General features: G+C 71.3%; 24 protein-coding genes and 2 pseudogenes. 16 read left to right on the top strand and 10 right to left on the bottom strand.

Annotated elements, in window-relative coordinates:
* Positions 1-549, bottom strand: a pseudogene (locus EXE48_RS16315) (KaiC domain-containing protein); the annotation flags it as partial.
* Between the two features lie 147 nt (positions 550-696).
* Between EXE48_RS16315 and EXE48_RS16310 the strand changes: the two are divergent.
* Positions 697-1,524 carry an NAD(+)/NADH kinase gene (locus tag EXE48_RS16310; protein ID WP_053772589.1) on the top strand — a complete coding sequence of 276 codons (828 nt, stop codon included), beginning with the start codon at positions 697-699 and terminating at the stop codon, positions 1,522-1,524.
* A gap of 76 nt (positions 1,525-1,600) precedes the next feature.
* Positions 1,601-2,293, top strand: a complete 693-nt coding sequence (locus tag EXE48_RS16305; protein WP_137704367.1) for a VTT domain-containing protein — start codon at positions 1,601-1,603, stop codon at positions 2,291-2,293.
* Between the two features lie 292 nt (positions 2,294-2,585).
* Here EXE48_RS16305 and EXE48_RS16300 read toward each other — a convergent pair whose 3' ends face one another.
* The 3 genes from EXE48_RS16300 to aspS form a co-directional block, all read right to left on the bottom strand.
* On the bottom strand, positions 2,586-3,302 hold the full coding sequence (locus EXE48_RS16300) for a DUF4382 domain-containing protein (protein WP_053772591.1): 717 nt from the start codon (positions 3,300-3,302) through the stop codon (positions 2,586-2,588).
* A 1-nt stretch (position 3,303) separates the two neighbouring features.
* Complete coding sequence (locus EXE48_RS16295) at positions 3,304-3,603, bottom strand: hypothetical protein (protein WP_053772592.1); 300 nt, start codon at positions 3,601-3,603, stop codon at positions 3,304-3,306.
* Between the two features lie 294 nt (positions 3,604-3,897).
* Entirely contained in the window at positions 3,898-5,202 is a 1,305-nt protein-coding gene (gene aspS / locus EXE48_RS16290; protein WP_053772593.1) for an aspartate--tRNA(Asn) ligase, read from the bottom strand.
* Positions 5,203-5,735: 533 nt separating this feature from the next.
* Here aspS and EXE48_RS16285 point away from each other — a divergent pair.
* Positions 5,736-6,068 (top strand): hypothetical protein, encoded by a 333-nt coding sequence (locus tag EXE48_RS16285; protein WP_053772594.1) that lies wholly within the window; start codon positions 5,736-5,738, stop codon positions 6,066-6,068.
* 29 nt (positions 6,069-6,097) lie between these two features.
* Here EXE48_RS16285 and larC read toward each other — a convergent pair whose 3' ends face one another.
* Entirely contained in the window at positions 6,098-7,483 is a 1,386-nt protein-coding gene (gene larC, locus EXE48_RS16280) for a nickel pincer cofactor biosynthesis protein LarC (protein ID WP_053772595.1), read from the bottom strand.
* A 192-nt stretch (positions 7,484-7,675) separates the two neighbouring features.
* Between larC and EXE48_RS16275 the strand changes: the two genes are divergently transcribed.
* The 4 genes from EXE48_RS16275 to EXE48_RS16260 all read left to right on the top strand — a co-directional run bounded on the left by EXE48_RS16275 (position 7,676) and on the right by EXE48_RS16260 (position 11,531).
* Positions 7,676-7,978: a DUF8011 family protein gene (locus tag EXE48_RS16275; RefSeq protein WP_053772596.1), complete on the top strand. Its 303-nt coding sequence runs from the start codon at positions 7,676-7,678 to the stop codon at positions 7,976-7,978.
* Positions 7,979-8,219: 241 nt separating this feature from the next.
* A complete protein-coding gene (locus EXE48_RS16270; protein WP_053772597.1) occupies positions 8,220-10,442 on the top strand; it encodes a CDC48 family AAA ATPase in 2,223 nt (740 codons plus the stop codon).
* 177 nt (positions 10,443-10,619) lie between these two features.
* The gene (locus tag EXE48_RS16265; protein ID WP_053772598.1) at positions 10,620-11,153 is read left to right on the top strand and encodes a DUF5815 family protein; all 534 of its coding nucleotides are present in this window, start codon (positions 10,620-10,622) and stop codon (positions 11,151-11,153) included.
* Between the two features lie 162 nt (positions 11,154-11,315).
* Positions 11,316-11,531, top strand: a complete 216-nt coding sequence (locus EXE48_RS16260; protein ID WP_053772599.1) for a hypothetical protein — start codon at positions 11,316-11,318, stop codon at positions 11,529-11,531.
* 30 nt (positions 11,532-11,561) lie between these two features.
* Here the strand turns inward: EXE48_RS16260 and EXE48_RS16255 are convergent.
* A pseudogene (locus tag EXE48_RS16255) lies at positions 11,562-12,599 on the bottom strand (S66 family peptidase).
* Between the two features lie 158 nt (positions 12,600-12,757).
* On the opposite strand from EXE48_RS16255, the gene carB reads away from it, so the two are divergent.
* Together carB and EXE48_RS18510 are read left to right on the top strand one after the other, a co-directional pair.
* Positions 12,758-15,988, top strand: coding sequence for a carbamoyl-phosphate synthase large subunit (carB, locus tag EXE48_RS16250; protein WP_137712046.1), 3,231 nt, complete (start codon positions 12,758-12,760; stop codon positions 15,986-15,988).
* Between the two features lie 205 nt (positions 15,989-16,193).
* Positions 16,194-16,361: a hypothetical protein gene (locus EXE48_RS18510; protein WP_158295140.1), complete on the top strand. Its 168-nt coding sequence runs from the start codon at positions 16,194-16,196 to the stop codon at positions 16,359-16,361.
* 4 nt (positions 16,362-16,365) lie between these two features.
* Here the strand turns inward: EXE48_RS18510 and EXE48_RS16245 are convergent, their stop codons facing one another.
* Complete coding sequence (locus EXE48_RS16245; RefSeq protein ID WP_053772602.1) at positions 16,366-16,959, bottom strand: nitrous oxide reductase accessory protein NosL; 594 nt, start codon at positions 16,957-16,959, stop codon at positions 16,366-16,368.
* 104 nt (positions 16,960-17,063) lie between these two features.
* On the opposite strand from EXE48_RS16245, the gene EXE48_RS16240 reads away from it, so the two are divergent.
* From EXE48_RS16240 to EXE48_RS16230, 3 genes are read left to right on the top strand one after another with little or no spacing between them, the layout of a single operon-like run.
* Positions 17,064-19,082: a NosD domain-containing protein gene (locus tag EXE48_RS16240; RefSeq protein ID WP_137712045.1), complete on the top strand. Its 2,019-nt coding sequence runs from the start codon at positions 17,064-17,066 to the stop codon at positions 19,080-19,082.
* The gene (locus tag EXE48_RS16235; protein ID WP_053772787.1) at positions 19,079-19,876 is read left to right on the top strand and encodes an ABC transporter ATP-binding protein; all 798 of its coding nucleotides are present in this window, start codon (positions 19,079-19,081) and stop codon (positions 19,874-19,876) included. The genes EXE48_RS16240 and EXE48_RS16235 overlap by 4 nt, the downstream gene beginning before the upstream one ends.
* Complete coding sequence (locus tag EXE48_RS16230; RefSeq protein WP_137712044.1) at positions 19,873-20,736, top strand: copper ABC transporter permease; 864 nt, start codon at positions 19,873-19,875, stop codon at positions 20,734-20,736. The genes EXE48_RS16235 and EXE48_RS16230 overlap by 4 nt, the downstream gene beginning before the upstream one ends.
* 14 nt (positions 20,737-20,750) lie before the next feature.
* On the opposite strand, the gene EXE48_RS16225 is transcribed toward EXE48_RS16230, so the two are convergent.
* Positions 20,751-21,104 (bottom strand): DUF7471 family protein, encoded by a 354-nt coding sequence (locus EXE48_RS16225; protein WP_053772605.1) that lies wholly within the window; start codon positions 21,102-21,104, stop codon positions 20,751-20,753.
* Positions 21,105-21,215: 111 nt separating this feature from the next.
* On the opposite strand from EXE48_RS16225, the gene EXE48_RS16220 reads away from it, so the two are divergent.
* From EXE48_RS16220 to EXE48_RS16205, 4 genes are all read left to right on the top strand, one after another.
* The gene (locus EXE48_RS16220; protein WP_053772606.1) at positions 21,216-21,728 is read left to right on the top strand and encodes a winged helix-turn-helix transcriptional regulator; all 513 of its coding nucleotides are present in this window, start codon (positions 21,216-21,218) and stop codon (positions 21,726-21,728) included.
* A gap of 98 nt (positions 21,729-21,826) precedes the next feature.
* Complete coding sequence (locus EXE48_RS16215; protein ID WP_137712043.1) at positions 21,827-22,684, top strand: sulfite exporter TauE/SafE family protein; 858 nt, start codon at positions 21,827-21,829, stop codon at positions 22,682-22,684.
* Positions 22,685-22,789: 105 nt separating this feature from the next.
* A complete protein-coding gene (locus EXE48_RS16210; RefSeq protein ID WP_053772608.1) occupies positions 22,790-23,479 on the top strand; it encodes an SCO family protein in 690 nt (229 codons plus the stop codon).
* 91 nt (positions 23,480-23,570) lie between these two features.
* Positions 23,571-24,197, top strand: a complete 627-nt coding sequence (locus EXE48_RS16205) for a DJ-1/PfpI family protein (protein WP_137704381.1) — start codon at positions 23,571-23,573, stop codon at positions 24,195-24,197.
* An 18-nt stretch (positions 24,198-24,215) separates the two neighbouring features.
* Here EXE48_RS16205 and EXE48_RS16200 read toward each other — a convergent pair whose 3' ends face one another.
* Both EXE48_RS16200 and EXE48_RS19170 read right to left on the bottom strand, forming a co-directional pair.
* Positions 24,216-24,680, bottom strand: a complete 465-nt coding sequence (locus EXE48_RS16200; protein ID WP_053772610.1) for a universal stress protein — start codon at positions 24,678-24,680, stop codon at positions 24,216-24,218.
* A 60-nt stretch (positions 24,681-24,740) separates the two neighbouring features.
* Positions 24,741-24,977, bottom strand: coding sequence for an aldo/keto reductase (locus EXE48_RS19170; protein ID WP_241992032.1), 237 nt, complete (start codon positions 24,975-24,977; stop codon positions 24,741-24,743).
* Positions 24,978-25,128: the final 151 nt, after the last annotated feature.

Below are 25,128 nucleotides of genomic sequence, written 5' to 3'. Positions count from 1 at the left end.
GCCCGAACCGGTGTCCGTCCCCGCGCCGGAGCCGCTCTCGGGGACGCCGTCAGCGTCTGTCCCGCCACCCCCGCCGAAGGGGTCGTCCCCGCCGAGGGAGTCGAACCCCTCGTCCGCGTCGAGGTCGCCGAACGCGTCGGCCGGCACGCCGTCGTCCGCCGATGGGGGGGTCTGCCCTTCGCCTCCGGACTCGTCGTCGCCTCCGACATTGCCGTCGAACGAGCCACCGTCGTCGGCCGCGGCCCCCGCCTCGTCCGTTTCCGTGCCTACCTCCTCGCCCGCATCTTCGGACTTAGATTCGGAGTCGGCACCGCCGCCCAAGTCGCCGAGCTCGGCCGCCGGATCGTCGTAGTCGGTCGACACGGGATCAGGCTCGCCGTCCTCCGAATCGCCGTTCGCGGGATCGATTTCTGCCGCTCCGTCGGCCGGGCCGTCCGCCGCTCCCTCGTCGTCGCCGGATCCGCCCGCCGCGTCGCCCACCGGCCGCTCGTCGGACTCCTCGTCGGTCTCGCGCAGCGCGCGCTCGAACCAGTCGTCCTCCTCGCTCATCGTTTTCGCCGCCCGTGGGGGGTCGACATGGCCCGAGCAACGCGGCCGAGCGGCTTGAAACTTTCCGGCGGGGCGCCGAGACCCGGGAACCCGGCGGAGCCGCCCGATGTCCGCACGCTTTTATCCGGGGATCGGGATGGGTCTGCCATGGAAGTGGGCATCGTGGCGCGAAAGGGCAGCGAGCGGGCGGCGTCGCTCGCGGCGACGCTCAGAGACGTCGTCGTCGACGCGGACGAGAGCGTCTGGCTCGACGAGGAGACCGCCGCAGCCCTCGACGCCGGCGACGAGGCCCGGCCGGTCGGCGCGTTCGACGACTGCGACCTGGTCGTCGCGGTCGGCGGCGACGGGACGTTCCTGTTCGTCGCGCGCAACGCCGGCGACACCCCGATCGTGGGCGTGAACCTCGGCGAGGTCGGCTTTCTTAACGCCGTCCAGCCGGCGGACGCGGCGACGGCGCTCCGCGCCGAGATCCGGGCGTTTCGCGACGGCGGCTTGGACGTCCGCGAGGCTCCGCGGCTCGCGGCCAGCGCCGGCGACTGGACCTCGACGCCGGCGGCGAACGAGGTGGTCGTCCAAGGCGGGCGCCGCGGGCCGGGCGGCGGCATCGACTACGAGGTGCGCGTCGACGGCTCGCGGTACGCCGGCGGCCACGCCGACGGGGTCCTCGTGGCGACGCCGACCGGGTCGACGGCGTACAATCTCTCCGAGCGCGGCCCGCTGGTCCACCCCGATGTCGGTGGACTGGTCGTCAACGAGATGGTCGCGGACGAGGGGATGCCGCCGCTCGTAGTGGACGCCGACGCGACCGTCACCGTCGCCGTCGAGAGCGACGCGGGAGCGACGGTCGTCAGCGACGGCCGCGACACCGAGACCCTCGACGGGCCGGTCGAGGTGACAGTCGAGCGCGCCGCGCCGCCGATACGGATCGCGGGGCCGCCCTCCGACTTCTTCGAGGCGCTCGGGAAGCTGTCGTGACCGTGGCGGTCGCGCCGGCGACCCCCGCTCGAACGCACCCACAAAGCGTTTACCGGACGCCCGCGGACGCGGGAGCGTGAATCGCCGGACCACGGTCGGTCGGTACGCGCTCGGCGGGACCGCCGTCGCCGCGATCGCGGCGGTCGCGCTCGCGGTCTCCCCGGAGGCGGCGCTCTCGCGGCTCCGCTGGCTCGCGACCGATCCTCTCCGCTTCGGCGCCGCCGTGGTCGTGCTGGCGGCCGTCAGACCGCTCCTCGCGTGGCCGACGACGCTGCTCGCCGTCGTCGTCGGGTTCGGATACGGCTGGGTCGGGACGCCGTTCGCGCTCGCGCTCGTGGTCGGCACCGCCGTGCCCCCGTACGCGCTCGCTCGGGCGGGGCGGCTCAGGCTCGGGGGCGACCTCGACACAGTCGAGGACTCGGGCGTCGCAGCGCGGTTCTGTCGCGCCGGCGAGCGCTTCGCGGCCGAGTCCGGCGGCGTGCGCGCCGTGGCCGGGACGCGACTCCTGCCGCTCCCCTCCGACGCGGTGACGGTCGGCGCCGCGGCCGCGGGGGTCGGGGCCCGACCGTTCGTCTTCGGGACCGCGCTCGGCGAGCTGCCGTGGGTCCTCTGCGGGGTCGCCGTCGGCGTCTCGCTCGACCGCCTCGCGGCGGGCAGCGGGTCGCTCGTGGACCCCGCGGTGATCCTCGGGATGGCCGGCGTCGGCGCGCTGGTGCTGGCCGGCCCCCTGTACCGGACGTTCGTGCGGTCGGACGCGGCGGCCGCCTGACTAAATAGAGAGCGACGCCGCTCCGCGAGCGGTCGGGTGAACGGATCGGAGAAAGCGAAGACCGTCCGTGCGTCGTCGTCGCGCGGACGATCCGTGCGGGTCGTGTGCCTCTGACGGCGACGGGATGCCTCGAGTCGGGGACCGACCGCAGCGGCGCGCGCATTCCCCCGGTCCCCGAATCCCGGGAACCGACCCAGCCCTGACCCCGAAGCCGCGGCGCGGTCCGCGCTCGCGCGTGCGTGCGACGGACGCGACCGCGGCTCCAACGGGGGACCGGGGGACTGCGGCGGCGCTACGCGTCGGCGGTCTCGTTGTCGCCGCTCGAACCGCTCCCGTCGGACTCGCTCGACTTCTCGTACTCGACCTCGATGCCGCTCGGCACCGGCCGGAGGAGGTAGCGGCCGTTTCCCCGCAGCACAGGCGCGAAGTCCGCAGTGAACGTCGTCCGCGTGTTCTCGCGGATCTCGAACGACTCGTTGAACTTCAGGGGCGCGTTGCCCGGCAGGTCGACGGTCGCGTCGCTCCCGTCGGTGAGCGTCCCGTCTGCCGACGACACGTCCAGTTGGAGGTACGGGTACTCGCCGGTCTGAAGCTCGCGCTCGTCGATCAGCTTCGTCTCGCCGTTCTGAAGCTCGACGAGGTCGGCCTCCTGCGGCTCGTCGAACTCGAAGTACTCGCGACCCTCCTCGGCGTCCTCCTCCCCATCGGTCTCGTTGCCGCCGGCGTCCGCGTCGTCGCCCTCGCCCGAGTCGTCACCGGTGTCGGTCTCGTTGCCGTCCTCGTCGTCCGACTCGGCGCCCTCCGGCCCGAGCCAGAACCCCTCGACGGTGACGACGAGCGACTCGAAGTCGCCGATGTCCGCCGGCTGGTCCGTGACCTGCGTCGCGAGCGTCCCGGTCGCGCGGCCGACGCAGCCGGCGAGGCCGGCCGCACCGAGCGCCGCGGCGCCGGTCGCCCGAAGGTAGGTCCGGCGGTCGAGCGCGTCGAAGTCGGGCTTGCGGTCCGTCACGTTACGCACCCCCGTCGGCGTCCGTTCCGTCGCTCGCGTCGCTCTCGCCGGCGCCGTTCCCGGCGACCTCGCTCACGGTCTCGCCGAGGTCGTCGACGCCGCCGTCGAGGAACTCGTTCACGCTGTCGAGGATGCCGCCGACGAAGTCGGGCACCTGGTCCGGGAGGTCGCCCGGCGGCCCGGCGTCGCCGGGGGCGTCGTCCGGGCCGGGCGTCGCCGCGACGGCACCGGCGGCCGCGCCGGTCCCGATCAGTACGACCGTGGCCAGCGCCACGAGCAGCGTCGTTCGGAGTGCGTTCATTGCGACTCGACCTCGGGCCCCGATGCCCTTTAATGGCGCAAGCCGTTCAGCCGAGTTGCGCCCGATTTAATTCGGTTAAACGGAGAATAGAGCCCCTGAAAACGGGATGTACCCGTACTCAGCGAGCACTTATAAATGACCGCTCACGTCGACCGAGGGAGAAGCCGCTCGCGCGGCGAGTGGAACTTCGCCCGCGCGGCCGGGGAGGGGAACGGAGATCCGCTTGGTCAATGGTCGGGCCGCCACACCCGCGACGCGAACCGGACGCGGACCAGACCCGAAGAGTCGCGCCGCCTACGGCTCCAGCCGGTTCGGGTCGCGCGGGAACATGATCGCCTCTTTGATGTTGTCGAGGTCGGCGACCTTCTGGACGAGGCGATCGATGCCGAGCCCGTAGCCGCCGTGCGGGGGCGTGCCGTAGCTCAGCGCCTCGATGTAGAACTCGAAGTTGCTCGTCTCGACGCCCTCTTCCTCCATCACTTCGACCATACGCTCCACGTTGTGCTCCCGCTGCCCGCCCGAGGAGAGCTCCTGGCCTTTATAAATCAGGTCGAACTTCCGGGAGGCGATGTCGTCGTCGGGGACGTCCTGCATATAGTAGAACTTCTCGTCGGGGTAGCCGACGACAAAGAACGCGGGGTGGCCCTGCTCCTCGAAGTGCTCGCCGAGCAGCTTCTCCCCCTTCGTGTCGAGGTCGGTCGGGTCGTCCGGGAAATGCCCGTACTCGGTCTCTAAGATGTCGAGCGCCTCGTCGAAGGTGATCCGCGGGAAGTCGTCCTCGGGGACCTCTAAGTCCACGTCCAGGAGGTCGAGCTCGCGCTCAGCGTTCTCGGCGACCTCGCTGAGCGCGTACCGGAGCGACTCCTCTTGGACGTCCATCACGTCGTCCTCGTCGTCGATGTACGCCAGCTCGACGTCGAACATCGCGATCTCGGAGACGTGTCGCGAGGTCGCGAAGTCCTCCGCGCGGAACGCGGTGCCGGTCTCGTAGACGGCCTCGTAGCCGGAAGCCATCAGCATCTGCTTGTACAGCTGCGGGCTCTGCGAGAGGAACGCGTCCTGGTTGTAGTAGAGGATCGGGAACAGCTCCGCGCCGCCCTCGGCGCCCCCCTTCGAGATCAGCGGCGTCTTGATGTCGACGTACCCCTCCGACTCGAACCACTCCTCCATCGCGGTGATCAGCTCCGAGCGCAGGGTGAACACCGCCAGCGTCTCCGGCTTCCGGAGGTCGAGCGCGCGGTTGTCGAGCCGAGTCGAGAGGTCGACCTCGATGTCCTTCGAGATCTCTAAGGGCAGCGGCGAGTCGGCCTCGTCGATGACCTCGTACTCGGTGGGCGCGATCTCGACGCCGCCGGGCGCCTGGTCGCTCTCCAACGGTTCGCCGACGACGCGGACCACGTCCTCGGCGCCGACGTCCTGAACGGCCTCGAACAGCTCGGGCTCGCGCTCCTCCTTGAAGACGATCTGGATGAGCCCCTCGCGGTCGCGTACGATGAGGAAGACGAGGCCCCCAAGGTCGCGGATCTCGTGGACGTGGCCGGCGATGGCGACCTCGTCCGCGTCCGGTTCGACGTCCGACGTGTGAATGCGCTCGATCATGGCGGTGACTGCTTACGCGCAACTGGTCGGGCGGCCGGCATAGGCCTGTCGTCTCGTCGTCGACGGAACGGGACGCCCGCGGCCGCTCCGGCGGATTCTCGGCGCCTCTCGGATCGAACACGCCGTGTTATGTGGTCGCATAACTAACATAATTTTAATATGGAACCGACATATGCGGTGATCAACGGCGCATTCCGCGCCGCGGAACCCGACTATGACCCGCTCCACCACCTCGACGCTCGTGCGGTCCGCGAGCGTCGCGTTCCTCGGGTGGAGCGGGATCGGCTCCGGGATTCCGAACCTACGGTCCGTCCACCCGACCGCGTGACGCGCGTCGGCTGGGGAGGTTTCCCCGCGGGACGGACCGCACCCCGTTCTCTCCAGCCGCGGCTGTCCGTCGCGCGCGTCGAGTCGGACGACCGTCACCCTCGCGAGCGCCGCCGACGGCGTTCGAGGACGCGGGCCGATCGGTCCCGGGGTCGCGACCCGGGACGCCGACCGGCCGCGCCGCGTTCGACTCGCGGCGAGGGCGTATGGCGGCAGCCATCCACACGCCGTCGGTCGAGGCCACGGTGACCGTCCGCGTCTCGCAGGCGGCCACCGGCGACCTCGTCGCCGGCGCCAGAGCACAGATCGAGCGAATCGACGGCCTCCGCGTCGAGGAGCTGGATATCGCCGGCCTCCGCCCCGGCCTCAACGACACCACGGTCGAGGCGGTCGCCACCCTCGCGGTCGACGAGGAGGCGGCCTCGGCGGCCGAGTTCGGCACGGGCGAGTCGGTCGTCGCTGACCGCGTCCGGGAGCGCCTCGCCGACGGCTTCGGTGTCGACCCCGAGCGCGTCGAGCGCGTCGACCCGCCCGACTGACGGGGCGAGTCCGGCGGTCGACAGTCCGGCTATTCCTCGGCGAACCGCTCCCGAACCTCGGCTTCGGCCCGTCGGAGCACCGCCCGGATCGGGAGCCCTGTCGCCTCGGCGACCGCGGCCGCGTCGTCGTACTCCCCGCTGACGTCGTACACCTCTCCGTCCGTCGTCGAGGCGACCTTCACGGCCACCTCGCGGTCCGCGCCGTCGACACGGAGCGTCGCCGTCTCGAACTCGCGCTCCGCGATCCAGCGGTGACTCGCCCCGGACTGGCGCACCCCGAGCGTCCCCGTCTCGCGGGCGAGTCGCTCCGCGACAGCCTCGGCGTCCGCCGGCTTACAGATCACCTTCACGAGGTGGCCCGGACGGGACTTCTTCATCGTCGTCGGGACGATCGTCACGTCCCGCGCCCCGGCGTGTTTGAGGGTCTCTTGGAGCCCGCCGAGGACCTCCGGCGCGGCGTCGTCGAGGTTGGTCTCCAAGACGGCGATGTCGTCGCGGACGAGGGCGCCGCCTGCGGTTCGTTCCCGGGCGGTCTCGCTCTCTGTCGGTCCCCCGTCGCCGACGAGCGCCCTGAGGACGTTCGGATGGCGCTCGAAGTCGGCGTCACCGGCGCCGTAGCCCGCGCGCTCGACCGTCAAGGCCGGGACCGCGTCGACGCCCTCCGCGACGGCCCCGAGGATCGCGGCGCCCGTAGGCGTGAGCAGTTCGCGGTCGATCGGCCCGCCGCCGACCCGGAAGCCGGCCCGGCTCGCGATCTCTGTCGTCGCCGGGGCCGGCACCGGGTACGTGCCGTGGCTCATCTCAACCGTCCCACCGCCGGCGGCGACCGGCGTCGTGACCACGCGCTCCGGGTCGAGGTCCGCTAACAGCAGCGCCGCGCCGACCACGTCGGCGATCGCGTCGTCCGCCCCCACCTCGTGGAAGTGCGTCTCGTCGAGGTCGGTGCCGTGGACCGACGCCTCCGCGCGCCCGAGTAGTTCGAAGGCGTCGAGCGCGGTCGACTCGACCGCGGCGGGGAGGCCCATCGACTCGACGAGGTCGACCACCTCGCGGTAGGAGCGGTGGACGCCGGCGCCCTCGGCGTGCGTCTCGTCTCGGGAGGCGTCCGTCTCGTGGTCATGACCGTGGTCGTGACTATGGTCGTTGTCGGGGCTATGGTCGTGACCGTGACTATGATCGTTGTCGTGGGCGTGGCCGCGATCCGAATCGGCGTCTCCCGCGTCGTCGCCGTCGACGAGGACGTCGACGGTCGTCGCGCGGATCCCGTTCTTCTCCGTCTCGCCGACCGCGTACCGGACCGGGAGCGCGTCGCGCACCGGGCCGAGGACCGCGGGGTCGGCGCCGGCCGCGATCAGCGCGGCGCAGATCATGTCGCCGGCGGCGCCGGTCCGACCGTCGAAGACGAGCGTTCGCATGGCTCCTCCGAGGCGACTGTCCGACAAATACCCCCGGATCGGCGGCTCCGTCGAGCCTATCGGCCGGTGACACGTCCGAGCCGACGGTAGTCGCCGGAGGGTCCGCACACAGGCTGGGACCGCGAGCAACGCCGGCGGGACACTCTCCGTTTCACCAATCATATCCGCGTCGCCGAGCGATCGGCTCGTACCGTGCCCTCCGGAATCAGCGAGGTCGTCTTCAGCGAACCGTCCGGCGGACTCAACGCGTACGCGATGTTCGCCTCCTCACTCCTCATGGCGAGCATCTACGTCTACTTCGGCGTCCTCCGCGGCGTCGCCTCGGTCAACGCGCTCGTCATGGCGGTCGGGTTCGCGCTGTCCGGGGTCGCCGAGTCCCTGCCGGCGGAGCGTCGCCGGTTGGCGGGCTGGGTTCGTGTCGCTGCGGTCCTCCTGTTGACAGGGCTGCTCTTGGTCACGGTTTTCGCCCCCGAAGTCGTTCTCGGCCCGCGGTAGCGGCGTCGCTTCGACGCACACGCCGCGGCGAACGGCGAACGAACGTCCGGTAGAGCGGCCGCGAGTCCACGGCGAAAACGCACGCTTACGACGGGGTTTTATGACCGGACTCCGTATCGTGCTATATGATCACACAGCCTATCGCGGCCGCCGATCGGACCGGCGGAATCGGCGGGCCGGGCACGGGCAACAGGCTTATTCCCGGACCGGATCCAGATACGACCATCCCCCGCGAGGAATCATGAACGAAGTCCAACTCGAAGTGGCGAAGGCGTACCCGAACGACTCGGGGCGCGGCATCGCCCGACTCGACCCCGACACCCTGCTCCACCTGAAGCTCTCGCCCGGCGACATCATCGAGATCGAGGGCGCGGAGACGACCGCCGCGAAGGTCTGGCGCGCCGACCGCCAGGACTGGAACACCGACACCGTGCGCGTGGACGGGTTCACGCGGCAGAACGCGGACGTCGGCATCGGCGAGCGCGTCACTATCCGGAAGGCGGAGGCAGAAAAGGCCGACAAGCTGGTGTTGGCCCCGCCGGAGGAGGCGTCGGTCCAGTTCGGATCCGACGCCGCCGGCATGGTCAAACGGCAGATCCTCAAGCGCCCGGTCGTCGAGCGCGACATCGTTCCCGTGATGTCGTCGACGAACCACCCGTTCATGCGGTCGCCCGGGCAGGCGATCCCGCTGATCGCGGTCGAGACGGAGCCCGACGGCGTCTGTCTCATCACCGAGGACACGGAGGTCGAGCTTCGCGAGGAACCGATCTCCGGGTTCGAGAAGACCGGGGGCGGAATCACCTACGAGGACATCGGCGGCCTCCAGTCCGAGATCCAGCGCGTCCGCGAGATGGTCGAGCTGCCGATGAAGCACCCGCAGATCTTCTCGAAGCTCGGCATCGAGCCGCCGCAGGGCGTCCTGCTCCACGGGCCGCCGGGGACCGGGAAGACCCTGCTCGCGAAGGCCGTCGCCAACGAGACCTCGGCGTCGTTCTTCTCGATCGCCGGGCCGGAGATCATCTCGAAGTACTACGGCGAGTCCGAACAGCAGCTCCGCGAGATCTTCGAGGACGCGAAGGAGGAGTCGCCCTCGATCATCTTCATCGACGAGCTGGACTCCATCGCGCCGAAGCGCGAGGACGTGACGGGCGAGGTCGAGCGCCGCGTCGTCGCCCAGCTGCTGACGATGATGGACGGGTTAGAGACCCGCGGACAGGTGATCGTCATCGGCGCGACGAACCGCGTCGACAGCGTCGACCCCGCGCTCCGCCGGCCGGGCCGGTTCGACCGCGAGATCGAGATCGGCGTCCCCGACGAGGTGGGCCGCAAGGAGATCCTCCAGATCCACACCCGCGGCATGCCGCTGTCGGACGACGTGAGCTTAGACCACCTCGCCGACGAGACGCACGGCTTCGTCGGCGCCGACATCGAGAGCCTCACCAAGGAGGCCGCGATGAAGGCGCTGCGCCGATACCTCCCCGAGATCGACTTAGACGAGGAGGAGGTGCCCCCGAGCCTCATCGACCGGATGATCGTCAAGCGCGACGACTTCTCCGGCGCGCTCAACGAGGTGGAGCCGTCGGCGATGCGGGAGGTGCTCGTCGAGCTCCCGAAGATCTCGTGGGACAACGTCGGTGGGCTCGAAGACGCCAAACAGCAGGTCCAAGAGTCCGTCGAGTGGCCGCTCACCTCGCCGGAGAAGTTCGACCGGATGGGCGTCGACGCCCCGAAGGGCGTGCTACTGTACGGCCCGCCCGGCACCGGGAAGACGCTGATGGCGAAGGCCGTCGCCAACGAGACGAACGCGAACTTCATCTCGGTGCGGGGGCCGCAGCTGCTCTCGAAGTGGGTCGGCGAGTCGGAGAAGGCGATCAGACAGACCTTCCGGAAGGCCCGGCAGGTGAGCCCGACGATAATCTTCTTCGACGAGCTGGACAGCCTCGCGCCCTCGCGCGGTCAGGAGATGGGGAACAACGTCTCCGAGCGCGTCGTCAACCAGCTCCTGACGGAGCTCGACGGCCTCGAAGACATGGGCGACGTGATGGTCATTGGCGCGACGAACCGGCCGGACATGATCGACCCCGCGCTGCTGCGCTCTGGCCGGTTCGACCGGCTCGTGATGATCGGCCAGCCCGACCGGGAGGGCCGCGAGCAGATCCTCGACATCCACACCCGGAACACGCCGCTCGCGCCCGACGTGAGCCTCCGTGAAATCGCCGAGATCACCGACGGCTACGTCGGCTCCGACCTAGAGGGGATCGCCCGCGAGGCCGCGATCGAGGCGCTGCGCGACGACGACGACGCCGAGGAGGTCGAGATGAAGCACTTCCGGCGCGCGATGGAGTCGGTGCGCCCGACCATCAACGACGACATCCTCGCGTACTACGAGGACGTCAGAGAGCAGTTCAAGGGCGGCGGCGGCGAGTCGCTCCGCGACACCGGCGGCCGGATCGGCTTCCAGTGAGCGCCTGAGTCGCGGGGCCGCAAATCGCCCCGCTCGGACCCGTCGCGATCGACCGTTTTTGCGTTCCCGCATCGAAGCGGAGACCGATATGTCCGACGGCGTGCTCGTCGGCGTGGATGTCGAGCAGCGATCGCCCCGTTCCGCTCCTTTTAACCTCGACAGCGACCAAGCGGAGGCATGTCCCAGCCCCGCGTCCCCGGCGGCGACGAGAACGCGCTGGAGCTACCCTGCGGGGAGACGGTCGGCGTCGGCGAACTGGACCTCGGGATGCGCGAGTACGAGTGCGCCTGCGGCGAGACGCACGCGGTCGTGATGGACGTTCACCCGCCCGAGCGGTTCCTCCCGGAGTTCCTCGTCGAGGTCCTCCGCGAGGCGATCGACACCACCAGCGAGGAGATGCCCGAGTTCGACACGCCGCACCTGCTCGGCGTCGTCTTGGAGGAGTTCCCCGAGGCGGTCGTCGCGCACGACGCCAGCGAGAACGCCGACGTCGGGTACGCGATGGTCTGGGTCACCGAGTTCGACTCCCGCCGGCTCCACGAGATCGTCGTCGAGCTCGTCGTCGAACTGATGGAACACGCCGTGAGCCACGCCGACGACGACGAGGCGCTCTCGGCGTTCGAGCGGGAGATGGTCGAGTTCGACGTGAGCGAGTTCGTCGACCAGTACCGCGCCGAGCGCGACCTCGAGGCCGAGGACCCGTACGCCTGATCGCGGGCGACGACGGGCTCCGCCGCCCACCCCGGCGTGTCCGGTCTCGCCGCGATCGGCGACTCAAACTCCCGATAACGGGGCTCTCAGCCCTCCTGTCTGACGGTTGTCCGACTCCTGTCTCACTGAACCCTATATATTCGGGGACCGTACGTAAGACGTATGAGCGCCGGTGAATACGACCGGTACGACCGGATCCGGAGCGTGCTCGCCGAGGCCGACGAGCCGCTGACGGCGCGGGAGATCCTCGCGCTCGCGGGGGAGTGCGAGGAGATCGACAGTCCCCACCGCGTCGCCACCGTGCTGGGACGGTGGGCCGAGCGCGGCGAGGTCGAGGTCATCGCGGACCGGCCCTATCGGTACCGGCTCGAAACCTGAGCGCAGGCCCCCGCGGCAAGGGACACGCGCTCACTCCGGCCCGAACCGGAGCGTGCCGCCGGTCGGGTCGAGCGTCGCGACCGCACCGAGCGGGAGCGGGAACGAGGGGTCCGTGTGGCCGAAGTCGTAGCCGAAGCCGACGACGACGCCGGGCGCGTACCGTTCGAGCTCTCGGGTCGCGACGCGCCGTATGTCGGCGGGGTACTCCTCGGGGTCCGGGTTCCACTCCAGCGGCGGCGCGTTGGTCCGCGGGCGCCCGAAAACGACGCCGCCGAACCGCTCCAACAATCCGCGTTCGCCCATCGCGCGGAGCGTGTACCCGACCTCGCGCGGCGGCGGGGCGTCCTCTGAGGTCTCCAGCGCGAGGACGGCCCCGTCGAGCCGCTCGGGGTCCGGGAGGAACCGCTCCGTCTGCAGGTGCCACTTCACGATCGCGAAGGAGCCGCCCCAGGTTCGGCCACGGACCGCCTCCTCGGGGTCAGCGTCCGGCCCGACCCACGTCGTCGGACCAGGGTTCTCGCGCCACTCGCGCGGCTCGCCCGTCTCGAAGTCGAACCACTCGTCCGTTCACTCGTCGGCGGGGTCGACGGCGCCGAGCGAGTCTTCGAACAGCGCGCGTCGGAGGTACCGCTCGGTGTACGGGTGGAGTTCGGCGTCGCAGACGAGGTCCGGGTGAACCCCGAGCCCGTAGCTGACGATCCCGCGGTTCCAGAGGAACAGCCGGAGGTTGTCGTTGTCGCTGTAGCCGAAAAAGCGGGTCGGGTTCGCCGCGAGGGCGTCGCCGTCGAGGTGTCGTAAGACTCGGATCTGATCGTCGCCGCCGGTGTACGCCATCACGGCGCCGACCTCCGGGTCCGCGAAGGCGTCCTCGATGTCGGCCGCGCGCGCTCCGGGCGACGCCGGTTCGTCGCGGTCGGGGTCCGCCGTCGGATAGACCCGCGTCTCGACGCCAAGCGCGGCGAGTCGATCGCGACCGATCCGGAGCGTCGCCGCGTCAGCCGGCCGCGAGGGCGCCACGATCGCGAGCGCCTGGTCGTCGCCGAGCGACGGCGGCGTCGTAAACACCATGTTGGCGGGCTGCGTCCGGTGCCTTGATAAATCGTCGGGAGGCGTGTTACGCTGTTTCGTGCGCCATGGTCTGACGTACCTTGCGAAAATCGCAAACTCGCTGCGAGATTCGTATTCTATCGTCGGCCTTATTACGATGAGCGTATTCGGTCCGCGTAATGAGCGAGGACCGGACGATTCTCCTTATCGGCAGCGGACCGATTCAGATCGGACAGGCGGCCGAGTTCGACTACTCGGGCGCCCAGGCGTGTCGCGCGCTCCAAGAGGAGGGCGCCCGCGTCGTCTTGGTGAACTCGAACCCCGCCACCATCATGACCGACCCCGAGACGGCCGACCGGGTGTACATCGAGCCGATCACGCCCGAGGCCATCGCGGAGGTCATCCGCATCGAGGAGCCGGACGGCGTCATCGCGGGGCTCGGCGGGCAGACCGGGCTCAACGTCACCGCCGAACTCGCGGAGGAGGGGATCTTGGAGGAACACGGCGTCGAGGTGATGGGGACGCCGCTGGACACCATCTACGCGACGGAGGACCGCGACCTGTTCCGCCAGCGGATGGAGGGCCTCGGACAGCCGGTCCCGAAGTCGACCACCATCTCCTTGGACGACGACGAGTCGGTCACCGACTTCGACGAGGCGGCCTTCCGCGAGCGCGTCCGGGAGGCGGTCGACGCGGTGGGCGGCCTCCCAGTCATCGCGCGGACGACCTACACCCTCGGCGGCTCCGGCTCCGGCGTCGTCGACGAGTTCGAGGAGCTGGTCGAGCGCGTCCGGAAGGGGCTGCGGCTCTCGCGCAACAGCGAGGTGCTGATCACGGAGTCCATCGCGGGCTGGGTCGAGTTAGAGTACGAGGTGATGCGGGACGCCGACGACTCCTGTATCATCATCTGTAACATGGAGAACATCGACCCGATGGGGATCCACACCGGCGAGTCGACGGTCGTCACGCCGTCGCAGGTGATCCCCGACGACGGTCACCAGGAGATGCGGGACGCGGCGCTCGAAGTGATCCGCGACTTAGGGATCCAGGGCGGCTGTAACATCCAGTTCGCGTGGCACGACGACGGCACCCCCGGCGGCGAGTACCGCGTCGTCGAGGTGAACCCCCGCGTCTCGCGCTCCTCCGCGCTCGCGTCGAAGGCGACCGGGTACCCGATCGCCCGCGTCACGGCGAAGGTCGCACTGGGCAAGCGGCTCCACGAGATCGACAACGAGATCACCGGCGAGACGACGGCGGCCTTCGAGCCCGCCATCGACTACGTGGTGACGAAGGTGCCGCGGTGGCCCATCGACAAGTTCGACGACGTGGACTTCGAGCTCGGCACCGCGATGAAGTCCACCGGCGAGGCGATGTCGATCGGCCGCACCTTCGAGGAGAGCATGGTGAAGGCGCTCCGCTCCTCGGAGTACGACCCCGCCGTCGACTTCGACGCGGTCGACGACGGCGAGCTGGAGTCGGAGTATCTCGAACGGCCGAGCCCGGACCGCCCGTACGCGATGTTCGAGGCGTTCGACCGCGGGTACTCGGTCGACGAGGTCATCGACCTGACTGGCATCCACCGCTGGTACGTCGAGCGCTTCGAGAACATCGCCGAGGGCACCGCCGCGGCCGCCGAGGGCGACTTCACCGAGGCCGCGATGGTCGGCCGCACCGACGCCGAGATCGCGGCGACCGCGACCGCCGGCGGCGTCGACGCCGACGTGGGGCAAGTCGAGAGCGCCGTCCCCGACCGCACCTACAAGCAGGTCGACACCTGCGCGGGCGAGTTCGAGGCCTCCACCCCGTACTACTACTCCGCGCGCCTACCGGAGTTCCTCCGGGGCGCCGACACCGCGGGCGCGGCGAACGAGGTCCGCGTCGACCCCGACGTCGAGAGCGTCGTGGTCGTCGGCGGCGGGCCGATCCGCATCGGGCAGGGCGTCGAGTTCGACTACTGCGCGGTCCACGCGGTGCGCGCGCTCCGCGAGCTGGGCATCGACGCGCACGTGATCAACAACAACCCCGAGACGGTCTCGACCGACTACGACACCTCCGACGGGCTGTTCTTCGAGCCCATCTCCGCCGAGGAGGTCGCCGACGTGATCGAGACGACCGGCGCCGACGGCGTGATGGTCCAGTTCGGCGGGCAGACCTCCGTCAACGTGGGCGAACCCCTCGAGGCGGAGATCGACCGCCGCGGGCTCGACTGCGAAATCATGGGCACGAGCGTCGAGGCCATGGACCTCGCCGAGGACCGCGACCGGTTCAACGTCCTGATGGACGAGCTGGGGATCGCCCAGCCAGAGGGCGGCACCGCGACGAGCGAGGCGGAGGCGCTCGAACTCGCCCACGAGATCGGCTACCCGGTCCTCGTGCGCCCCTCCTACGTGCTGGGCGGCCGCGCGATGCGTGTCGTCGAGGACGACGCCGAGCTGGAGGAATACATCGAGGAGGCGGTCCGCGTCTCGCCGGACAAGCCGATCTTAGTCGACCAGTTCCTCGACGACGCGGTCGAGCTGGACGTCGACGCCGTCGCGGACGGCGAGGACGTGCTGCTCGGCGGCGTGATGGAGCACGTCGAGAGCGCGGGCGTCCACTCGGGCGACTCCGCGTGCATGATCCCGCCGCGCTCGCTCGGCGACGAGACGCTCGGTCGGGTCCGCGAGGTCACCGAGGACATCGCCCGCGCGCTCGACACGGTCGGCCTGCTCAACGTCCAGCTCGCCGTGACCGGCGTCGACGACCCCGAGGCGGACAGCGAGGTGTACGTGTTGGAGGCGAACCCCCGCTCTTCGCGCACCGTCCCGTTCGTCTCGAAGGCGACGGGCGTCCCCATCGCGAAGCTGGCGGCGAAGGTGATGACCGACGACCTGACGCTCGCCGACCTCGACGCCGACGAGCAGATCCCCGCACACCGCTCGGTGAAGGAGGTCGTCCTGCCCTTCGACCGCCTGCCGGGCTCGGACCCGCGGCTCGGGCCGGAGATGAAGTCCACCGGCGAGGTGATGGGCACCGCGACCTCCTTCGGCAAGGCGTACGACAAGGCGCAGGACGCCACCGGGAAGCCGATCCCGGAGTCCGGCACCGCCGTCGTCGACCTCTCGGCCGAGGAGTTCCCGGACCCGGACACCGAGGCGGGCGAGGCGCTCGTCGCGGGCTACGCCGAGCACTTCGAACTGAGCGAGGCGACGGACCTGATCGAGGCCGCCAAGCGCGGCGACCTCGACCTCATCGTCTCGCGCCAGCGCGACCTGCTGGAGGTCGCCGTCGAGGAGGAGATCACCTACTTCTCGACGCACGCCTCCGCGAAGGCGGCGCTGGAGGCGCTCGACCACGCGGGCGACGACCTCGACGTGATGGCGGTCTCGGACCGCCCGAAGCGCGTCGAGCAGTGGGGCGCCGCGGAGTAGCCCCGGGCGCGACTCGGTCGGCCGGACGCTCTTTTTCGGCTCGTTAGGCCACACACCCGATTTATCGACCGTACCTAACTCCAACGGCGACGATCGGAGACGGTGTGACTACGCAACTACTTCAGGCGGGCCTGCTCGCCGACCCGGAGCCGGCCGCACCGCTGACCGCGCTCGGCGACTCCGCCGTCGTGTTCAACCACCGGGTGTGGACGACCCCGCGGAGACCGGGGCCGGCGGCGTCAAACACGCGCTCGCGGAGACCGTCATGCGACGCTCCGACGAGGCCGGCATCGGGTTCCCGTACCCCCGCACCGAACTCGTCGGCTCGCTCGGCGTCAACCAGATCGGTCGCGACGCGACGGCGGACGACTGACGGCTCACAGTGCTTCGAGCGTCGCGCGGTCCACCTCGGTCGCGGGCATCGCCTCGCCGCCGTACTCGGCGACGAACGACTCGACGTCGCCCTCCTCGCTGAACGGGATCAGGTCGGGTCCCATCGCGCCGATTACCTCGCTGCGCGCGACGACGGTGAGGGAGGGCTCGCGGGCGAACGCCTCGCTGTCGACGTGCGAGGAGAACATCGTGTCGCTGCCCTCCTCGAACACCTCCTGATCGACCGCGGAGTAGTCGGTGAGAAACGTCGCGAGCGGCGTGCGCCCGGAGTCTTCGGCGTCGAAGCGGTAGGTGTACGTACAGGTGGCGCTACAGAACTGCGCCGGGCGACCACCCTCCGGTTCGTCGTCCTCGAAGTGGACCTGCCCGACCGTTCCCGGGTGGTCCGCGACGATCATCCCGCACTGGTCGCATGCCTGGTCGTCGTCGATGGAGACCGGGGCGATCGAGTTCGACCCACCGCCGGCGCAACCGGCGACGGAACCGATCCCTGCGGCGGCGATTCCGGCGAGCACTCGGCGCCGCGGGACGCTCTTCGAGCTGGCGGGCGTGGGAGTCGATGGGTCGCGTTTCGTCATGGTCGTAGTTGGGGTACTGGCCTCTTAGCCCCTCTGGACGCGTTCAGCGGCGCGTTCGAGGAACGAACCAAACGCCATAAGCCACTGGCGATCGAACCGAACGCGTGGCAGTATTCGACACCGACTCGGGCCGGTCGCGTCGCCTCCGTCTCGCGGCCGTCGCGCTCGTCGCCCTCGCGGCCGTGGGCACCGCGGGCGCGTTCGCCGCGGACCCGAGCGAGTCAGTCCCCGAGCCGGTGCGGTTCGAGGACGCGGTCGAGTTGGGGCTCTCCTCGGAGACGGACGCCCTGATGGCGGGCGATGCGACGCTCCCGCGCGTCCAGGTGTTCTACTCGCAGCTCCAGTACGTCGTCGGCTACAACGGGATCGCCTCGTTCGTCGACTCGCGCGGAGACGGGCGGACCGAGCGACAGTTCGGCTACCCGCTCGTCGCGTACGTGGAGACGTTCGATCACCGAGACCCGGGCACGACCGAGTCCGGACTCTTCGCGGCGGGCGGGGCAGGTGGGTGGACGCCGGTCGACGAGGCGTTCTACGTCGTCGGCAGCGACGCCGAGACGCCGTCGGGCGAAGTCGTCGTCCCGTTCCGCGGCCGCGAGGCGGCGGCGGCGTTCGCCGACGACCACGGCGGGTCGGTCGTCGGGTGGGAGGCGGTCCGGACCCGGTCGTACGACGTCGACTCCGCGGCGACCGTGCGGTCGCTCGCCGCGGACCGCTGGCGGACGGCGAACCAGCGGCTCGCGGCCGCGGAACGGCGCGCGGACCGACCGGTCTCCGTCGTCGTCGGCGAGGACGCCCCCACCGTCTCCGCGGCGGTCGCGGCGGCGCCGCCGAACACGACAGTCCGCGTCCCGCCCGGGACCTACGAGGAGACGGTGACCGTGAACCGGTCCGTGACGATCGCCGGCGCGGGCGCCGGGCGGGGCGACGCGGCCGCGACCCGGATCGTCGGCAACGGCACCGGCTCGGTGGTCACCGTCCGCGCGGCCGACGTGGCGCTCACGGGGCTGCGAATCGCGGGAACGGGGAATCGGACCCGGGACCCGGAAGCCGCCCGTCAGTCCCGCGACCCGGCGGGCGGTACGTGGGACACGAACATCCAGCTCGGCTACGGCCACGGCGACGCCGGAGTGAAGGCCGTCGGCGCGCCGGGCCTCGTCGTCGACGAGGTGGTCGTGGACACGAACGCGAGCGGGCTCCTGCTGCGATCGGGTTCTCACGCGACCGCGAGCGGGCTCGTCGTCCACGGGACCGACGAGTGGCAGGCGGGGTTCATGGGCATCACAGGGATGGAGTCGCGCGTCACCGTCACGGACAGCCGGTTCGAGGGCGGGCGAGACGGGATCTACCTCCACCGCGCCGACGGCTCCGTCGTTCGGAACTCGACGTTCGTCGACAACCGGTACGGGACGCACCTCATGTACACCGGGGACGCGCTGGTCGCGGACAACGTCTTCCGAAACGAGGTGTTCGCCGGGGTGACCGTGATGACGCGGCCGGCCGGGAACGCGATCGTCGGCAACGACGTCCGCGACTCCAGCGCGGGGATCCAGGCGTCGGGAACGCGGACGTACGTCGGCTACAACACGCTCGTCGACAACGAGCTCGGCTTCTCCACGAGCGCCCGCGGGTCGCTGTACGAGCACAACGTCGTCGTCGGCAACGAGCTCGGGGCGCGGGCGACGACGGTCGTCCCCTCCAGTCGGGTCGTCGCCAACGACTTCGTCGGCAACGCGGACCACGCGGCGGCCGGGGCCGGCGCGCTGCGCGTGTGGGCCGACGGCGGCCGGGGGAACTACTGGGAGGGCGCGAACGTCGGACCGCGCGGTCCTGGCGAACGGGCGTACCGCCCGACGTCGCCGGTCGACGGGGCGCTCCACCGGACGGTGAGCGCGGTAACGGTGCGTGAGTCCCCCGCCGCGCGGCTGCTCGACGCGCTCCGCGGGACCGTGCCCGGGGCGCGCTCGGGGAGCATCATCGATCCGGCGCCCGCGGCCGAACCGTATCACCCCGACCGGCTCGCCGCCGTCGCGGAGTCGGACGGCGACCCGGTCGAGTCGTCGTGGCGCTCCGCCGCCGGAGCGGACGGGAACGCCACGGCGACCGCGGAGGGGGCCGAATGAGCGACCGTACGCTCGCGGCGCTTGACGGCGTCACGCGCACCTACAGCGGCGTCGCGGTGCTCGACGAGGTCTCACTGTCGGTCGGGACGGGCGTCACCGCCGTCATCGGTCCCAACGGCTCCGGCAAGTCGACGCTGCTCGGGGTCCTGAGCGGCGCGGTCGAACCCACCGCGGGGACGGTCCGGTACCCCGAGGGCGGTCCGCGCTCGGGGTCGGAGAAGCGCGTCGGCTACCTCCCGCAGCGGGTACCGTTCCGAGACGGGTTCACCGCCCGAGAGACCCTCGGGTTCTACGCGGCGCTCGCTGGCGGCGACCCCGACGCGGCGCTGGCGGCGGTCGGGCTCTCGGACGCGGCCGGGAAGCGGGTCGCGGACCTCTCCGGCGGGATGCGGCGGTTGCTCGGGATCGCACAGGCGAGGCTCGGCGACCCGGACGTCGTCGTCCTCGACGAGCCGACGAGCGGGCTCGACCCGGAGATGCGAGAGCGGGCGTTCCGCGCGGCGGCGCGGGCGGGCGACGACGCCGCCGTCGTCGTCAGCTCGCACGACCTCGACCTCGTCGACGCCCACGCCGACGCGGTCGTCGTCCTCCGCCGCGGCCGGGTCGCCGCGGCCGGGCGCCGCGAGCGCCTCCTCGACGAGCGGGGGGTCGACGACGTCGCGGCGCTGTACCGCGCGGTCGCGGCCGGCACCGACGGGGCGTCGTCGCCCGCGGGCGGCGGGGCGGAGGAGGGCGGAGAGAGCGGCGGAGCCGACGCCGAGTCGGTCCACGTCACGGGGGTGTCCGACCGGTGAACTCTCCGTTCGGCGGCGTGTGGGTCGTCTTCCGGCGCGAGCTGGTCACGGTGCGCCGGACGCCCGGGTACGCCGTTCTCGCTGCCGGGCTGCTTGTCGTCCTCGCCGGCCTCGTCGCGGTCGGGGGCGGCGGCGCGACCGGGTTCGTGCCCGCGGTCGTCGACCTGCTGTTGCCCGCCGAGGTGCTTGTGCCGCTGCTGGCGGTCGTGCTCGGGTACCGCTCGCTGTTCGCCGACGCCGCGAGCGGGGAGCTCAGCGTGATCCGGACGTATCCGGTGAGCGCGACCGGGTACGTCCTCGGGGTGCTGCTCGCCCGGACGGTCGCGCTCGTCGCGCTCGTGGGCGGCCCGTTCGCGCTCGTCGGCGCCTACGTGTGGCTCACCGCCGCGCCGGACACGGGCATCTTCGCGACGCACGCCGGTGTCGACTCGCCGGTGCTTTTCGTCCGCTTCATCGCGCTCGTCGTGCCGTTCGGCGCGGCGTACCTCGCGCTCTCGGCGGCGGTGTCGACGGTCGCGACGAGCCGGCGGAGCGCGGTCGCGCTCGCCCTCCTCGCGCTGCTCGGCGGCGTTCTCGCCGGCGACCTCGCGGTGCTTCGATCGCTGTCGGCCGGGGCGTCGCCGGGCGGGATCGCCGGGTCGGTCGCGCTCTCCCCGAACGGTGCGTTCCGGGGACTCGTCTTCGAGCACGTGATCGGCGTCGCCTTCGCGCCGGAGGGCGGGTTCGTCCAGACCGGGCGGGCGGTGGCCTCGCTCGTCGGGTGGACCGTCGGCGGGACCGTCGTCTCCGTCGCCGCCGTCGCGTTCGGGCCCCGCGTCGGCGTCGCGGTCGAACGCCTCCGCGGGAGCGTCGGCCGGTAGGCGCGTCGCTCGGCTCAGTCCGAGGCGGCGTCGTCGCCGACCGCGCCGGGCGCGTGGGCGTACACCGCATAGAGGACGGTCGCGGCGATGAGGAAGTCCAGGCTGTGCGCGAGGAGGTGGTGGACCGGCATCGGCACGGCTCCCAGAACGGTCCCGACGCCGACCACCGACCGAGCCAGGAGCGCGCCGACGGCGAGGGAGATCAGTCGGTACTGCGCCTGCCGGCGGCGTCGGTAGGCGGCGAGGCTGACGGCGAAGAGGAGACTCGTCCCGAGTCCGGCGGCGACCACGACCGCCAGGATCGGCAGCGACCCCTCCACGGACCATCCGGCGAGCGCCGACACCGACCCCGAGAGCGACTGCGTCACACCGGCCCTTGGGAGCCGACCGACAAGAAGACGTGCCCCGCCGCCGTTCCCAGAGCGAGAGACCGCACGGGCGCCTTTTATTCCGAGCGGGGGTAGGTCGATCCCCCGAAAATGGCGGACACCAGAGACAGGATCCGACGCCACGTCCGCGACGCCCCCGGCGTCCACTTCAACCGGATCGGCCGCGAGCTCGACATCGCGACCGGACAGGCGCAGTACCACCTCCGCCGGCTCGTCCGGGACGGCGAGCTCGCGGTCGAACGCATCGGCGGGCGCGCGCACTACTTCGATCCGGCGGTCGACCCGTGGGACCGGCGGACGCTCGCGTTTCTCAGGCGGGAGACGGCCCGCGAGATCGTCGTCAGGCTCCACGCCGACGGCCCAACCCGGCCGGCGGCGCTCGCCGGTGACCTCGACCTCGCGAAGAGCACGGTGTCGTGGCACGTCTCGACGCTCGCGGACCACGGGATCGTCGAGAAGTCCCCCGACCGGCCGATGACCGTCGCGCTGGCGCGTCCGGACCGGACGGCCGCGCTCCTCGACGAGGTGTCGCCGTCGCTGCCCGACCGGCTCGTCGACCGCTTCGTCCGCACGGTCGACTCGCTCCTCGACGCCGAGGGGTGACGGGTGAGCGCCGCGCGAGGGGATCGGTGTGAGCCGGGCTCGCGCCCGTTCGCCGATCACACCAGATCGGTTAGCGACCCGGCGGTCGTTGATCCGGTATGGACGTCCTCATCGATACCGGGGCGCTTCGACTCGTCGACGCCGTCGGAACGGCGACCTGTGAGCCGAGCGGCTCCCTGTACGCGACCAAGTCGCTCGGCCTCGGCGTCTTCCTGCTCGTCGGACTGCTCGGCGGCGCGCACTGTCTCGGCATGTGTGGCCCGCTCGTCACCACCTACGCCGATCGGATGCGGTCCGGGCAGGCCGGCGGCGGTCGCGGGCGAGACGACGACCTCACCCTCCGCCAGGTGCGCCAGCACGCGCTCTTCAACCTCGGACGCACGGCGAGCTACGCGACCCTCGGCGGGGCCTTCGGTCTCGCCGGCAGCCTCGCGTTCGTCACGGGGCGGACGGTCACCGGCGTCGCCGACGACGTCCACGCGCTCACCGGCATCTTCGTCGGCGGAGTGATCATCGCCGTCGGCGCGCGCTACGCGCTCCGCCTCCGGCTGGAGTCCGTCCCGATACCGGGGTTCGACCGGGCGGCGAGCGCGGTGAGCGACCGGATCGTCGCCCGCGTCGACGCGTGGGTCGGAGACTGGCGGATCGTCGGTCTGGGGGCGGCGCACGGCTTTCTCCCGTGCCCGCTCCTGTACCCGGCCTTCCTCTACGCGTTCGTTCAGGGGAGCGCGCTCGGGGGAACGGTCGCGCTCGGCGCCCTCGGCCTCGGCACCGTGCCGTCGCTGCTGCTTTTCGGTACGGTGTTCGGGTCGATGCGTCTCGAAACGCGGCTGCGGATCCACCGGGTGCTCGGCGTCGCCTTCGTAGCCCTCGGATACGTCCCGCTCCAGCACGGGCTCGCGACGCTCGGCGTGCCGCTGCCGCACCCGCCGATCCCGTACTACACCCCGTTTTGACTCGGGCGACCGACTCGCCGCGCGCTCGCTCCCGCGAGACCCGGGTCGCTCGCGTTCGTCGATCGCACCAGACGCGTTATGCGCCGCTCGCCCCTTCGCTCGGGTATGAAGCGACGAACGCTGCTCGCCGGCGTCGGAACGGCCGCCGCCGGCTCCGTCGCGGGCTGTACGTCGCGCCTGTTCGGTGGAAGCCCGGACGACGTCGTGCTCGATCCGCAGTCGGACCAGCTCGCGGACAGCGAGGACCTCGCGTATCCCGCGTACGGCCAGCCGCTCCCGTCGTTCGAGCTGCCGGCTCCCCTCGCGGACGAGACGTTCGACAGCGACGAGCTCGACCGGACCGCCCTCGTGACCGGCGTGTTCACGTTCTGTCCCGCGGAGTGTTCGATCCTCCTCCGCCAGTGGGCGACGGTACAGCGCCGCGTCGCGGCGGCGGGGCTGACCGACGACACGTACTTTATCCCGATCACGTTCGATCCGGAGCGCGACGACGCGGCGGCGCTCCGCGACAACGCCGAGTCGATCGGCGCCGACCTCGAGGCGGGCAACTGGATCTACCTGCGGCCGGAGACGCCGGCTCGCGCGAAGGCGGTGGTCGAGGACCGACTGGGGATCGGCTTCGAGCGGACGACGGAGAGCGACCGCCTCCCGGGCTACGACTTCACCCACATCGTCGTGACCCTGCTCGTCAACCCCGACGGCGTGGTCGAACGGGCCTACCGCGGCGAGCGGATCGACCCGGAGCGCGTCGCGGGAGACATGGAGCGCGTCGTCGCCGCGTTCGACGACGAGTGACGCCCCGTCGAACGCTCAGACCGACGCGCGGCCGGGACCTCGCTCTCCCGGAGGGGGAACGCACAAACCGTCCGCCGCCCTCCGGAGCGGTATGAACGTCGACGTGCTGCTGTACGACGGGTTCGACGAACTCGACGGCATCGGGCCGTACGAGGTGTTCGACTACGCGCTCGGCTACGCCGCCGCGGACGGCGAGCGCGCCGGCCGCGTCAGGTACGTCACGCTCGCCGAGCGCGAGACGGTGACCGCGAGCCACGGGACCCGCGTGGGCGTGGACGGAGTCCTTCCCGACCCCGAGTCGGCCGACGCGCCCGACCTGCTCGTCGTCCCCGGGGGCGGCTGGAGCGCGCGCGACGAGGACGCGAGCGCCTGGGCGGAGGCGCAGAAGGGCGACGCGCCGCGCGCGCTCGCCGGCCACCACGCGGCCGGCACCCGGATCGCCTCGGTGTGTACGGGCTCGATGCTGCTCGCGGAGGCGGGCGTCACCGACGGCCGCCGGGCCGTGACGCACGCGTCGGCGGTCGAGGAGCTCCGCGAGTCGGGCGCCGAGGTCGTCGACGCCCGCGTCGTCGACGACGGCGACCTGCTCTCAGCGGGCGGCGTCACCTCCGGAATCGACCTGGCGCTGTACGTCGTCGAGCGCGAGTTCGGCGCCGCGGTCGCCGACCGAGTGGCGACCGTCATCGAGTACGAGCGGCGGTACGAGGTCGCCCAGTAGGTCGGACCGCGCGAGGGCTCAGTCGTCGTCCTCCGGCAGGGGCGGGCCCTCGTCGTCGACCTCGTTGGTCGTGATCCCGCCGTCCGCGTCGACGGTGATCACGGTACAGTCGAGCTCGCCCCGGAGGAAGGAGTCGATGTCGGGGTCGGAGAGCAGCTTCTGGACCATCCGCCGCCACCGGCCGGCCTGCTTCGACCCGATGACGACCACGTCGGCGCCCTCGGCCACGACTTCTTCGAGGATCGTCTCCTCGACGAGGAAGCCGCGGCGGACGACGTAGCGCGCGCGGTCGACCCGACCGATTCGCTCCTCGACGGCGCGCTTGAGGTCGCTGCGCGAGACCCCGCCGGAGCGCTGGTAGAGGTCGACGTGGAGGACCGTGAGGTCCGCGTCGCGCTCCTCGGCGACGCGGGTCGCCTCTCGCAGCGTCGCCGCCGAGTGCGACGAGGGAGGGAACCGGACGGGGACCACGACGAGCGTCATGTCAGACCGGTCGCGCTCGGGACGTAAATACGCTGTCGATGTGGCGGCCGCGCGAGCGCGTCAGCTCGGGCCGTCGACCGGCACCGGCTCGTACGGCTCGGCCGGCCAGTCGAGGTCCGGGTCGGCGGGGTCGACGTCGAGCGCCTCGCCGGGCACGCGCTCGCGCTCGCCGGCGTCGTAGGCGTTTGCGGTGTCGATGAAGGCGATCCCGTGGTCGATCGCGGTGTCGACGACCACCTGCGCCTCCTCGTCCGAGAGGTGCCGGTCCGCGTCGCCGCCGAAGGTGTTCGTCCCGATGCCGATCCGACTCGCCTTCGTTCCGGACCCGCCGAGCGTCGCGTACTCCCTACGGCGGCCACGCGCGGCATGGACGAAGCCGTCCCGCTCGCGGCCGCGCTGCCGGGGCGCCCGCGCCTTTTTGTCTCGTCGGTCGAACCCGTTGGTGATG

It is taken from the genome of Halorubrum sp. ASP1 (genome assembly GCF_005435135.1).
Lineage (GTDB): Archaea > Halobacteriota > Halobacteria > Halobacteriales > Haloferacaceae > Halorubrum > Halorubrum tropicale.
This window is presented reverse-complemented; position numbering and strand designations above follow the sequence as displayed.

What these genes read in the sequence shown, in the direction of transcription:
- EXE48_RS16220 (WP_053772606.1), top strand. Translation starts at nt 21,216, where the DNA reads ATGGCGGACACCAGAGACAGGATCCGACGCCACGTCCGCGACGCCCCC.
- carB (WP_137712046.1), top strand. Translation starts at nt 12,758, where the DNA reads ATGAGCGAGGACCGGACGATTCTCCTTATCGGCAGCGGACCGATTCAG.
- EXE48_RS16235 (WP_053772787.1), top strand. Translation starts at nt 19,079, where the DNA reads ATGAGCGACCGTACGCTCGCGGCGCTTGACGGCGTCACGCGCACCTAC.
- EXE48_RS16265 (WP_053772598.1), top strand. Translation starts at nt 10,620, where the DNA reads ATGTCCCAGCCCCGCGTCCCCGGCGGCGACGAGAACGCGCTGGAGCTA.
- EXE48_RS16270 (WP_053772597.1), top strand. Translation starts at nt 8,220, where the DNA reads ATGAACGAAGTCCAACTCGAAGTGGCGAAGGCGTACCCGAACGACTCG.
- aspS (WP_053772593.1), bottom strand. Translation starts at nt 5,202, where the DNA reads ATGATCGAGCGCATTCACACGTCGGACGTCGAACCGGACGCGGACGAG.
- EXE48_RS16245 (WP_053772602.1), bottom strand. Translation starts at nt 16,959, where the DNA reads ATGACGAAACGCGACCCATCGACTCCCACGCCCGCCAGCTCGAAGAGC.
- EXE48_RS16310 (WP_053772589.1), top strand. Translation starts at nt 697, where the DNA reads ATGGAAGTGGGCATCGTGGCGCGAAAGGGCAGCGAGCGGGCGGCGTCG.
- EXE48_RS16215 (WP_137712043.1), top strand. Translation starts at nt 21,827, where the DNA reads ATGGACGTCCTCATCGATACCGGGGCGCTTCGACTCGTCGACGCCGTC.
- EXE48_RS16210 (WP_053772608.1), top strand. Translation starts at nt 22,790, where the DNA reads ATGAAGCGACGAACGCTGCTCGCCGGCGTCGGAACGGCCGCCGCCGGC.
- larC (WP_053772595.1), bottom strand. Translation starts at nt 7,483, where the DNA reads ATGCGAACGCTCGTCTTCGACGGTCGGACCGGCGCCGCCGGCGACATG.
- EXE48_RS16285 (WP_053772594.1), top strand. Translation starts at nt 5,736, where the DNA reads ATGGCGGCAGCCATCCACACGCCGTCGGTCGAGGCCACGGTGACCGTC.
- EXE48_RS16200 (WP_053772610.1), bottom strand. Translation starts at nt 24,680, where the DNA reads ATGACGCTCGTCGTGGTCCCCGTCCGGTTCCCTCCCTCGTCGCACTCG.
- EXE48_RS16295 (WP_053772592.1), bottom strand. Translation starts at nt 3,603, where the DNA reads ATGAACGCACTCCGAACGACGCTGCTCGTGGCGCTGGCCACGGTCGTA.
- EXE48_RS16260 (WP_053772599.1), top strand. Translation starts at nt 11,316, where the DNA reads ATGAGCGCCGGTGAATACGACCGGTACGACCGGATCCGGAGCGTGCTC.
- EXE48_RS16205 (WP_137704381.1), top strand. Translation starts at nt 23,571, where the DNA reads ATGAACGTCGACGTGCTGCTGTACGACGGGTTCGACGAACTCGACGGC.